General features: G+C 59.8%; 13 protein-coding genes and 1 riboswitch. Of the genes, 11 read left to right on the top strand and 2 right to left on the bottom strand.

What is annotated here, in order from left to right:
* Positions 1-186 precede the first annotated feature (186 nt).
* From rsfS to lipA, 9 genes are all read left to right on the top strand, one after another.
* On the top strand, positions 187-504 hold the full coding sequence (gene rsfS / locus ACJ8QI_RS01735) for a ribosome silencing factor (RefSeq protein WP_016928774.1): 318 nt from the start codon (positions 187-189) through the stop codon (positions 502-504).
* 3 nt (positions 505-507) lie between these two features.
* Positions 508-978 (top strand): 23S rRNA (pseudouridine(1915)-N(3))-methyltransferase RlmH, encoded by a 471-nt coding sequence (gene rlmH / locus ACJ8QI_RS01730; RefSeq protein WP_004940002.1) that lies wholly within the window; start codon positions 508-510, stop codon positions 976-978.
* 38 nt (positions 979-1,016) lie between these two features.
* A complete protein-coding gene (gene mrdA / locus ACJ8QI_RS01725) occupies positions 1,017-2,912 on the top strand; it encodes a peptidoglycan DD-transpeptidase MrdA (RefSeq protein WP_442531995.1) in 1,896 nt (631 codons plus the stop codon).
* A gap of 8 nt (positions 2,913-2,920) precedes the next feature.
* On the top strand, positions 2,921-4,033 hold the full coding sequence (mrdB, locus tag ACJ8QI_RS01720; RefSeq protein WP_004940006.1) for a peptidoglycan glycosyltransferase MrdB: 1,113 nt from the start codon (positions 2,921-2,923) through the stop codon (positions 4,031-4,033).
* A 10-nt stretch (positions 4,034-4,043) separates the two neighbouring features.
* Positions 4,044-5,123, top strand: a complete 1,080-nt coding sequence (gene rlpA, locus ACJ8QI_RS01715; RefSeq protein ID WP_060423563.1) for an endolytic peptidoglycan transglycosylase RlpA — start codon at positions 4,044-4,046, stop codon at positions 5,121-5,123.
* A gap of 180 nt (positions 5,124-5,303) precedes the next feature.
* A complete protein-coding gene (gene dacA / locus ACJ8QI_RS01710) occupies positions 5,304-6,515 on the top strand; it encodes a D-alanyl-D-alanine carboxypeptidase DacA (protein ID WP_004940010.1) in 1,212 nt (403 codons plus the stop codon).
* Between the two features lie 104 nt (positions 6,516-6,619).
* Positions 6,620-6,886, top strand: coding sequence for a DUF493 family protein YbeD (gene ybeD, locus ACJ8QI_RS01705; protein WP_004940012.1), 267 nt, complete (start codon positions 6,620-6,622; stop codon positions 6,884-6,886).
* A gap of 134 nt (positions 6,887-7,020) precedes the next feature.
* Complete coding sequence (lipB, locus tag ACJ8QI_RS01700; protein WP_049273643.1) at positions 7,021-7,689, top strand: lipoyl(octanoyl) transferase LipB; 669 nt, start codon at positions 7,021-7,023, stop codon at positions 7,687-7,689.
* Positions 7,682-8,647 (top strand): lipoyl synthase, encoded by a 966-nt coding sequence (gene lipA, locus ACJ8QI_RS01695; RefSeq protein ID WP_025301835.1) that lies wholly within the window; start codon positions 7,682-7,684, stop codon positions 8,645-8,647. Before lipB ends, lipA begins: the two co-directional genes overlap by 8 nt.
* 94 nt (positions 8,648-8,741) lie before the next feature.
* Here the strand turns inward: lipA and tatA are convergent, their stop codons facing one another.
* Complete coding sequence (gene tatA, locus ACJ8QI_RS01690) at positions 8,742-8,957, bottom strand: Sec-independent protein translocase subunit TatA (protein ID WP_060440524.1); 216 nt, start codon at positions 8,955-8,957, stop codon at positions 8,742-8,744.
* A gap of 218 nt (positions 8,958-9,175) precedes the next feature.
* Here tatA and ACJ8QI_RS01685 point away from each other — a divergent pair, with 218 nt between their 5' ends.
* Entirely contained in the window at positions 9,176-10,243 is a 1,068-nt protein-coding gene (locus ACJ8QI_RS01685; RefSeq protein ID WP_038877428.1) for a diguanylate cyclase, read from the top strand.
* 1 nt (position 10,244) lies between these two features.
* Here the strand turns inward: ACJ8QI_RS01685 and ACJ8QI_RS01680 are convergent, their stop codons facing one another.
* A complete protein-coding gene (locus ACJ8QI_RS01680; protein ID WP_308343038.1) occupies positions 10,245-10,673 on the bottom strand; it encodes a GNAT family N-acetyltransferase in 429 nt (142 codons plus the stop codon).
* Positions 10,674-10,755: 82 nt separating this feature from the next.
* A riboswitch (Fluoride riboswitch) is annotated at positions 10,756-10,818 on the top strand.
* A 79-nt stretch (positions 10,819-10,897) separates the two neighbouring features.
* On the opposite strand from ACJ8QI_RS01680, the gene crcB reads away from it, so the two are divergent.
* Positions 10,898-11,281 carry a fluoride efflux transporter CrcB gene (crcB, locus tag ACJ8QI_RS01675; protein ID WP_004940022.1) on the top strand — a complete coding sequence of 128 codons (384 nt, stop codon included), beginning with the start codon at positions 10,898-10,900 and terminating at the stop codon, positions 11,279-11,281.
* The last annotated feature ends 60 nt before the right edge of the window (positions 11,282-11,341 follow it).

The raw sequence follows: 11,341 nt of genomic DNA, 5'->3' as shown, positions 1-11,341 counted from the left end.
GCGTGATATACTGCGCCGCTATTTTTCAGGTATCCGCTGAAAACCCCGGAAACCTTAGCTGGCCGGGCAGTCACCAGTTAGCTGGCTTTCAGCGGCATCCTGCCGAAACCATTATCCGGTTACGCCGCGGCGCGCACATTTTGCCCGCCGCAGCCGACTGAACAGAACACACCCGAGGGGGAACCTTTGCAAGGTAAAGCGCTCCAAGATTTCGTCATCGATAAAATCGATGACCTGAAAGGCCAAGACATTATCGCTCTGGACGTCCAGGGCAAATCCAGCATCACCGATTGCATGATCATCTGCACCGGCACCTCGACTCGCCACGTGATGTCGATCGCCAGCCACGTGGTGCAGGAATCCCGTGCCGCAGGCATGGAGCTGTACGGCATGAAAGGCCAGGAAGCCTCAGACTGGATCGTGGTCGATCTGGGCGAAGTGATCGTGCACGTGATGCAGGAAGAGAGCCGTCGCCTGTACGAGCTGGAAAAACTCTGGAGCTAAGCGGTGAAACTGCAATTGGTGGCGGTCGGCACCAAAATGCCAGACTGGGTGCAAACCGGCTTTATGGATTACCTGCACCGCTTTCCCAAAGATATGCCGTTTGAGCTGACCGAGATCCCGGCGGGCAAACGCGGCAAAAACGCCGACATCAAGCGCATTCTGGACAAAGAAGGCGAACAGATGCTGGCGGCGGTGGGCAAAGGCAACCGCATCGTTACGCTGGATATCCCAGGCACGCCGTGGGAAACGCCGCAGCTGGCGCAGCAGCTTGAGCGCTGGAAGCAGGATGGCCGTAACGTCAGCTTGCTGATCGGCGGCCCGGAAGGGTTGGCGCCCGCCTGCAAAGCCGCTGCCGAGCAGAGCTGGTCACTTTCTCCGTTGACATTGCCGCATCCTTTGGTGCGCGTCCTGGTGGCCGAAAGCCTCTACCGCGCCTGGAGTATTACTACAAATCATCCTTACCACCGGGAATAGCCGGTGGTGACCGTGACAGAGTGAAATAAAGCAGCGGGATGAAAATAGAACGTAACCCTTTTCGCGACTATACGGCTGAATCCGCCCTGTTTGTACGCCGCGCCCTGGTGGCGTTCTTGGTCATCCTGGTGCTGTCCGGCATCCTGATCGCCAACCTGTATAATCTGCAAGTGGTCCGCGTCGAGGATTACCGCACCCGCTCCAACGAAAACCGCATCAAGCTGGTGCCTATCGCGCCCAGCCGCGGCATTATCTACGATCGCAACGGCACCCCGCTGGCACTCAACCGCACCATTTATCAGCTGGAGCTGATGCCGGAGAAGGTTGACGATCTCAAAGCCACGCTGCAGGCGCTACGCACGGTGGTCGACCTGACCGACGACGACATCACCAATTTCGAAAAAGAGCGCAAGCGTTCGCGCCGTTTCGTCTCCATTCCGGTGAAAACCGCGCTGACCGAAGTGCAGGTCGCCCGCTTTGCGGTTAATCAGTTCCGCTTCCCCGGCGTGGAAGTGAAAGGCTACCAGCGCCGCTACTACCCTTACGGCTCCGCCCTCACCCACGTCACCGGCTACGTGTCGAAGATCAACGACCGCGACGTCGAACGCCTGGACAAAGACGGCAAGCTGGCCAACTACGCCGCGACCCACGACATTGGCAAGCTGGGCATCGAACGCTATTACGAAGACACGCTGCACGGCAAAACCGGCTACGAAGAGGTCGAGGTCAACAACCGCGGCCGGGTGATCCGCCAATTGCACGAGCAGCCGCCTTCCGCCGGTCAGGACGTCTACCTGACGCTCGATCTCAACCTGCAGCGCTATATCGAGCAGCTGCTGGTAGGCAGCCGCGCCGCGGTGGTGGTGAGCGATCCGCGCACCGGCGCCATTCTGGCGATGGTGTCCAACCCGAGTTACGATCCGAACCTGTTCGTGGACGGCATTTCCAGCAAGGACTATCAGGGGCTGCTGAACGATCCGAATCGCCCACTGATCAACCGCGCCACGCAGGGGGTTTACCCGCCCGCGTCGACGGTGAAGCCTTACATCGCGGTGTCGGCGCTCAGCGCCGGGGTGATCACCAAAAACACCGTGGTGTTCGATCCCGGCTGGTGGCAGCTGCCCGGCTCGGAAAAACGCTTCCGCGACTGGAAAAAATGGGGCCACGGCCGGCTGAACGTCACCAAGGCGCTGGAAGAGTCCGCAGATACCTATTTCTATCAGGTCGCCTATGACATGGGGATCGATCGGCTGTCGACCTGGCTGACCAAATTCGGTTACGGCCAGTACACCGGCATCGATCTGTCCGAAGAGCGCTCCGGCCTGATGCCGACGCGCGAATGGAAGCTGAAGCGCTATAAAAAGCCGTGGTATCAGGGCGACACCATTCCGGTGGGCATCGGCCAGGGTTACTGGACCGCCACGCCGATCCAGATGGCCAAGGCGCTGAACACCCTGATCAACGACGGCACCGTCAAAACGCCGCACCTGCTGCAGAGCACCCGCGTCAACGGCGCGCTGATGCCGTTCAAACAGGAAGAAAACGCGCAGATCGGCGATATTCACTCCGGCTTCTGGGAAATCGCCAAAGACGGCATGTACGGGGTGGCCAACCGTCCGAACGGGACGGCGCGCAAATACTTTGCGGACGCCCCTTACAAAGCCGCGGCGAAATCGGGTACCGCACAGGTATTCGGCTACGAAACTTACAACGCCCATAAACTGGCGGAGCACCTGCGCGATCACAAGCTGATGACCGCCTTCGCGCCGTTCAACAATCCGACGGTGTCGGTCGCCATCATTCTGGAAAACGGCGGCGCCGGTCCGGCGGTGGGCACCATCACCCGCCAGATCCTCGACCATATTCTGCTGGGCGACAACAATACGCAATTGCCAAGCGAGGCCCCACTGCCGCCTGGCGTAGAAGGTGACTAAGGTAGAACATGACTGAAAGCCAACAAAAAGGCTCGATCTGGACCAAAATCCACATCGACCCGACGTTCCTGCTGCTGATCCTGGCCCTGCTGGTCTACAGCGCCTTCGTGATGTGGAGCGCCAGCGGCCAGGACATCGGCATGATGGAGCGCAAGATCGGGCAGATCGTCATGGGGCTGATCGTGATGGCCGTCATGGCGCAAATCCCGCCGCGCGTATACGAAAGCTGGGCGCCCTATCTGTATATCTTCTGCGTGATTTTGCTGATCCTGGTGGACGCCTTCGGGCAGATCAGTAAAGGCGCGCAGCGCTGGCTGGATCTCGGCGTGGTGCGCTTCCAGCCGTCGGAAATCGCCAAGATCGCCGTGCCGCTGATGGTAGCGCGCTTTATGAACCGCGACGTCTGCCCGCCTTCGCTGAAAAACACCGCCATCGCCCTGGTGCTGATCTTCCTGCCGACGCTGCTGGTGGCCGCGCAGCCGGATCTGGGCACCTCGATCCTGATCGCCGCCTCCGGCCTGTTCGTGCTGTTCCTTTCGGGCATGAGCTGGAAACTGATCGCCGTCGCCGCCGTCGCGCTGGCGGCCTTTATCCCGGTGCTGTGGTTCTTCCTGATGCACGGTTATCAACGCGACCGCGTGATGATGCTGCTCGATCCGGAAAGCGACCCGCTCGGCGCCGGCTACCACATCATTCAGTCGAAGATTGCCATCGGCTCCGGCGGCCTGTCCGGCAAGGGCTGGCTGCACGGCACCCAGTCGCAGCTGGAGTTCCTGCCGGAACGCCATACCGACTTTATCTTCGCCGTGTTGGCCGAAGAGCTGGGGCTGATCGGGGTGTTGGTGCTGCTGGCGCTTTACCTGCTGGTGATCATTCGCGGGCTGATGATCGCCGCCAAGGCGCAAACCACCTTCGGCCGCGTGATGGTCGGCGGCTTGATGCTGATTTTGTTCGTTTATGTCTTTGTTAACATCGGTATGGTCAGTGGCATTTTGCCGGTAGTTGGCGTACCTTTGCCTCTGGTCAGTTACGGGGGTTCGGCGCTGATAGTGTTGATGGCCGGTTTCGGCATCATCATGTCGATCCACACGCATCGGAAAATGCTGTCTAAAAGTTTATAAGAGGTGAGTAATGCGTAAGGAATGGCTTTGGATCGGCGTCGCGGCGGTGTTGCTCTCCGCCTGTACCGCCCCGACCACGGAACAGCAGGCGCCACAGCAGCCGTACAACGGCCCGGTGGTGGAAATCGGTGGCGTCGAGCCTCAATATGAACCCTATAACCCTAATAACATGCAGGATTATAAGGTTAATGGCGATACTTACCGCATCGTAAAAGATCCGCAGAACTTCTCGCAGACCGGCCTGGCGGCCTGGTATGGCGAAGAAGCCAACGGCAATACCACCGCCCTGGGCGAGCAGTTCGATCCGAACGGCCTGACCGCGGCGCACCCGACCTTGCCGATCCCTAGCTATGTACGTGTCACCAACCTGGCCAACGGCCGTCAGTTGGTGGTGCGCGTCAACGATCGCGGGCCTTACACCAAGGGCCGCATCATCGATCTGTCGAAAGCCGCCGCCGATCGCCTCAACCTGTCCAACAACACCAAGGTCAAAGTCGATTTCATCAACGTGGCGCCGGACGGTACGCTGAGCGGCCCGGGCACCATCGGCACCATCGTGGCGAAACAGAGCTACGCCCTGCCGGCACGCCCGGATCTCGGCTCCAGCGGCATGGGCACCCCGATCCAACAGGACGTGCCGGTCGCCAGCGGCGCGGCGGTGCGCCCGATCGATAACAGCACCCTGCGCACCGACGACAACAACGCGCCAGCCGCCGGCGGCAACGCAACCGGCGGCCGCAGCGGTTTCCTCGGCGCGCCAAGCGCTGTACCGGCCGGCGTGCTGGAAGGATCAGAACCTGAAGCCGTGGCCGCACCGGTCGCGGCCGGCGCCGCGGCTGCCGGCATGGCTGCCGCGTCTTCCTCCGGCGGCTATGTGGTGCAGGTCGGTGCGCTGAGCAGCGCCGAGCGCGCCCAGAGCTGGCAGCAAAGCCTGAGCCAGCAGTTTGGCGTGCCGGGCAAAGTGGCGGCTAACGGCAACGTTTATCGCGTCCAGCTCGGCCCGTTCAGCAGCCGTCAGCAGGCGGCCCAGCTGCAGCAACGCCTGGCCAGCGAAGCGCAACAACAGTCTTTCGTTACTGCTGCACCCTAAGCGTTAAGCCCGGCGGGCATTCGCGGCTGATAAGCGGTTATTTAGCTGAAACATTTTCTTGCAGCTAAAAGTTCTCTAACCGCAATTAGTCAGATGAATGGGTAATGCCTGCCGGGATCGCATCTGCTATAGTGTGGCTCGTTTTTTAACTTTACTTTCACGGATGTTGTAGTCCCGATCATGAAACAAGTAACTTCTTTTCGCTTAATCAAAAGCATCGCACTCGGCACCGTTATCGCAATGAGCGCAGCCTCCGTTGCACATGCCGATGACGTTAACATCAAAACCATGATCCCAGGTGTCCCGCAGATCGATGCGGAAGCGTACATCCTGATTGATTACAACTCCGGCAAGGTGCTGGCCGAGATGAACGCCGACGCGCGTCGCGATCCGGCCAGCCTGACCAAAATGATGACCAGCTACGTCATCGGCCAGGCGCTGAAAGCGGGCAAAATCGGCCAGGACGATCTGGTGACCGTCGGTCAGGACGCTTGGGCGACCGGCAACCCGGTGTTCAAAGGCTCCTCGCTGATGTTCCTGAAGCCGGGCGATCGCGTGCCGGTCTCCAAACTGACCCGCGGCATCAACCTGCAATCCGGTAACGACGCCTGCGTGGCGATGGCCGACTACGTCGCCGGCAGCCAGGACGCGTTCGTTAACCTGATGAACACCTACGTCAGCAAGCTGGGCCTGCAGAACACCCACTTCCAGACGGTACACGGCCTGGATGCCCAGGGCCAGTACAGCTCGGCGCGCGACATGGCGCTGATCGGCCAGGCGCTGATCCGCGACGTGCCGGAAGAGTACGCGATTTACAAAGAAAAAGAGTTCACCTTCAACAATATCCGCCAGATGAACCGCAACGGTCTGCTGTGGGATAACAGCCTGAACGTCGACGGCATCAAAACCGGCCACACCGACGCGGCGGGTTACAACCTGGTGGCTTCGGCGACCGAAGGCCAGATGCGTCTGATTTCCGCCGTGATGGGCGGCCGCACCTACAAAGGCCGCGAAGCCGAGAGCAAGAAACTGCTGACCTGGGGCTTCCGCTTCTTCGAAACCGTAGCGCCGCTGAAGGTCGGTAAAGAGTTCGCCTCCGAGCCGGTCTGGTTCGGCGATGCCGACCGCGTTGAGCTGGGCGTGGACAAAGACGTCTACCTGACCATCCCGCGCGGCCGCATGAAAGATCTGAAGGCCAGCTACGTGCTGAACACCCCTGAAATTCACGCGCCGCTGGCGAAAAACCAGGTGGTCGGCAGCATCAACTTCCAGCTGGACGGCAAAACCATCGACCAGCGTCCGCTGGTGGTGATGAACGAAGTGAAAGAAGGCGGTTTCTTCAGCCGCATCGTGGACTACATCAAACTGATGTTCCACCACTGGTTCGGTTAACGGTTGAATCGGGCGAAATTGCCCCCATATACTGAATAACATTAACTCCCGCCCCGGCGGGAGTTATAATTTATAGATTAGCTAGCACTCTGGAGCGCACGCACATGCAAAAAACTAAACTGAACGAACTGCTCGAATTCCCTTGCTCGTTTACCTACAAGGTGATGGGCCTGGCGCAGCCTGAGCTGGTTGACCAGGTAGTTGAAGTGGTGCAGCGCCATGCACCGGGCGATTACAACCCGCAGGTTAAGCCAAGCAGCAAAGGCAACTACCACTCCGTTTCCATCACCATTAACGCTACTCACATTGAGCAGGTCGAAACCCTGTACGAAGAGTTGGGCAACATTGAAATTGTTCGCATGGTGCTGTAATTCCAGCATAAACCCCTGCTTATCAACCCGGGATGGCGCAGCGTCTTCCCGGGTTGCGCATTTTTGGTCAGCGAAAGGCTGGTCGCAGGCCGGAGCGCCCGGTATAATGGCTTTACCACTTCTGTAACCTGACGATGACTCTTTTGCAACCAGACAAGATCATTTTGCGTCAGCTGGGGTTGCAGCCCTACGCGCCTGTATCCCAAGCCATGCATAACTTCACCGACAGTCGTACCGAGACTACGCCGGACGAGCTGTGGCTGGTGCAGCATCACCCGGTCTTCACCCAGGGCCAGGCCGGCAAAGCCGAGCACGTGCTGATGCCCGGCGATATCCCGGTGGTCCAGAGCGATCGCGGCGGCCAGGTGACCTACCACGGGCCGGGCCAGCAGGTGATGTACGTGATGGTCGATCTGAAACGCAGCAAGGTCGGCGTACGCCAATTGGTTACGGCGATAGAAGATACGGTTATCAACACCCTCGCCCACTTCCGCCTCGAATCGCGCGCCCGTCCGGATGCGCCCGGCGTGTACGTGGGGGAGCAGAAAATCTGTTCGTTGGGTTTGCGGATCCGCAAAGGCAGCTCATTCCACGGCCTGGCCCTGAATGTGGCGATGGATCTCAGCCCCTTCCAACGCATCAACCCTTGCGGTTACGCCGGCATGCAAATGACGCAGGTCAGCGCGCTGGCGCCCGGCGTTGGCATTGAAGACATACACCCAATCCTGGTACAGGAATTTGTTCATTTACTCGGCTACCAGACGGTCGAGCTTCGTAACTGGAACCTGCACGATTATGAGTAAACCAATTCAGATGGAACGCGGCGTCAAATACCGCGATGCTGACAAAATGGCGCTGATCCCGGTCAAAACGGTGGTCACCGAACGGCAGGAGCTGTTGCGTAAACCCGAGTGGATGAAGATCAAACTGCCTGCCGACTCAACGCGCATTCAGGGCATCAAAGCCGCCATGCGTAAAAACGGCCTGCACTCCGTCTGTGAGGAAGCCTCGTGCCCTAACCTGTCCGAGTGTTTCAACCACGGCACCGCCACCTTTATGATCCTCGGCGCCATCTGCACCCGTCGCTGCCCGTTCTGCGACGTGGCCCACGGCCGCCCGATCGCGCCGGACGCCAACGAACCGGAAAAGCTGGCGCAAACCATCGCCGACATGGCGCTGCGCTACGTGGTGATCACCTCGGTTGACCGCGACGATCTGCGCGACGGCGGTGCTCAGCACTTTGCCGACTGCATCTCGGCCATCCGCGCCAAGAGCCCGAACATCAAAATTGAAACGCTGGTGCCGGACTTCCGCGGCCGTATGGACCGCGCGCTGGAAATCCTCACCGCCACGCCGCCGGACGTGTTCAACCACAACCTGGAAAACGTGCCGCGCGTTTATCGCCAGGTGCGCCCGGGCGCCAACTACGAGTGGTCGCTGAAGCTGCTGGAGCGCTTTAAAGAAGCGCACCCGGATATCCCGACCAAATCCGGCCTGATGGTCGGCCTGGGCGAAACCAACGCGGAAATCGTCGAAGTGATGCGCGATCTGCGCCGCCACGGCGTGACCATGCTGACGCTGGGCCAGTACCTGCAGCCGAGCCGCCACCACCTGCCGGTGCAGCGCTACGTCAGCCCGGCCGAGTTCGACGAGATGAAAGAAGAAGCGATGGCGATGGGCTTCACCCACGCCGCCTGCGGCCCGTTCGTGCGTTCGTCTTACCACGCCGATCTGCAGGCCAAAGGGATGGAAGTGAAATAACGCGTAATAGTTTGTTACGCTAAAGACGGCGGAAACGCCAAAAAACGGATGTCCGCAAGGCATCCGTTTTTTTATTGCGCGCCGTCAGACGGAATTAAACGTCTTTCTTTTCGACGCTCTGCTGAGCGGACTGGCTCTCGGCGGTGTTGTTGCCGGCGGCCGGCGGCGTGCTGTCGTCGCCCACGGCTTTTTTAAAGCCTTTCAGCGCCGCGCCGAGATCGGCGCCGAGCGTACGCAGTTTGCTGGTGCCGAACAGTAAAATCACCAACACCGCAATCACCAGAAGTTTGGTAATGCTGATACCTTCCATACTCACCTTCTTATCATAGAGCGCTGCGTGAACAGCGAGAAAAACTGACCTTGCCTGCGAATATTTAGCGACTTTCCCCCCGCTCGCACAACCGCAACATGTAACAGAGTGAGATCCGTCGCAGGAATGCCACGCCGCCTCACGGCGTGAATCCCAGACTATTCTTAGTTTATCACCCGCATGATACGCTGCCGTGATACTTATCAGGGAGATGCCGGATGTATATTGCCCCACCCATTTTCGATGCCCGAAAATCCGGCCTCAGCTTCGCCAAACGCACCTATCTGCCCCGCGTCGCCGGTCTGGGGCTCGGCTTTATCTGCGTTTGCGCCGCACTCTATCCCTTGGCTCCGCCCACGGCGGTCTGGCTGTTACTGGCCTTTCACGGTTTTCTCTGGCCGCATCTCGCCTACCGCCTGGCCTGCCGCGCCAAAGATCCGTTCAAAGCCGAGATCCGCAACCTGCTGATCGACTCCGCCTTCGGCGGCTTCTGGGCGGCGATGATGGCGTTCAACGCGCTGCCGGCGATCGTCATCCTGTCGATGATGAGCATGAACAACATCGCTTCGGCCGGTAAGGCACTGTTTGTCAAAGGGTTGGCGATTCAATTGGCCGCAGCGGCGCTGACCGGCGCGCTGCTCGGTTTCCCGTTCCACCCGCACAGCACGCCGCTGCAAATCTATCTGTGCCTGCCGATGATCTACCTTTACCCGACGCTGCTCGGCCTGGTGACCTATCGCACCGCCAAACGGCTGGCGGAAAAAAAACAGGAGCTGCAACGCATCAGCACCCGCGATGGGCTGACCGGCTTGTACAACCGCCGCCATTGGGAGCATCTGCTGCATCGTCAGTTCGACAGTTGCCGCCGCTACCAGGACAACGCCACGCTGATCCTGATGGATATCGATCGTTTCAAAACCATCAACGATACTTTCGGCCATGCGCTGGGGGATGAGGCCCTGGCGGCACTGGCGGAAGAGCTGCTGATTGGCTTGCGCAACGTGGATATCGTCGGGCGCTACGGCGGCGACGAGTTTGGCGCGGTGCTGCCGAACACCAGCGCCGAACAGGCGGAAACCGTTCTGCGGCGCATTCAGCAGCGGCTGGACGCCGTTATCTTCAAAGAGGCGCCACAGCTGCGGCTGCAGATCAGCGCCGGTATCGCCAACTACCACCCCGCGCTGGGCGGTTATCTGGACTGGCTGAAAGCGGCCGACGGCGCGCTTTACCGGGCGAAGCAAAATGGCCGCAACCGCCTGGAAACGGCGGCGCCGACGGGCGACTAACTTACTGGTTTAATAACTTGGCAAAATACTTCGGCGCTTCGACAAAGCCTTCACGCCGGTAAAACGCATGCGCCCGCTCGCGGCGGCTGTGGCAATGGACTTCAAGCCGATCGCAGCCGCGACGGTGCGCCAGCGCCTCGCCCTCCGTCAACAGCCGCCGCCCTACGCCCGCGCCGCGCGCTCGGTCGTCGACGCAAAAATAGCTGATGCGGCCAATGTCGCCGGCCAACGCCAGCTGCGGCAGAAAATGCAGCGACAGCACGCCCAGCACCCGCTCGCCCTCCACGGCCACCAGCAGCGCCTCGTCCGGATGCGCCAGCAGCTGGCGCATTCGCTGCGTCAGAAACGCCTCGGTGCCGGGATAATCCAACGCCGTCATTAATTCGGCGATAGCCTGGCGATCGCTCAGGCGCGCCGTTCTGATTTCCATGGGGTGACCTCGCAGATTGTCGATACTACAAAATAGGCGGCGTTAGGTGTAACATCCACCGGGTACGGCAAAAAAGGCCGTGCGGCACGCTGGAGATGACATTCCTCCCTAACCGCCTTCACAGGCTGATGATGTCTACGTAACCTCTCGGAGAGAGGCGCGTAGCGTTACGCCTGTCCCTTTCCGAGTCCCGTGAATTTCTCTGATTGAAAGGTAGTTGCCCCATGTTGAGCTCTTTACTGGCCGTATTTATCGGCGGCGGCGTCGGCAGCGTTTTGCGCTGGGCGGTAAGCATGAAAATGAATCCGCTGAACGCCCACATTCCGCTCGGTACGCTGATGGTCAATCTGATCGGCGGTTTTATCATCGGCCTGGCGATGGCGATTTTCACCCGCATGACGCATCTGGACCCCACCTGGAAATTACTGATCACCACCGGGTTCTGCGGCGGCCTGACCACCTTCTCCACCTTTTCGCTGGAGGTGGTGTACCTGATGCAGGATGGCCGCTTCGGCTGGGCGCTGGCCAACATGCTGCTCAACCTGGCCGGCTCGCTGGCGATGACGCTGCTGGCTTTCATGCTGGTGATGTGGGTCAACGGGCGCTAAGCCCTTAATGTTTCCTTAATCTTGCATGCGCATAATCTCATCCAGTACTCCTGACTGGAT

Origin of the sequence: Serratia sp. CY84636, assembly GCF_052166245.1 — a bacterium.
GTDB classification, from domain to species: Bacteria; Pseudomonadota; Gammaproteobacteria; order Enterobacterales; family Enterobacteriaceae; genus Serratia; species Serratia nevei.
This window is presented reverse-complemented; position numbering and strand designations above follow the sequence as displayed.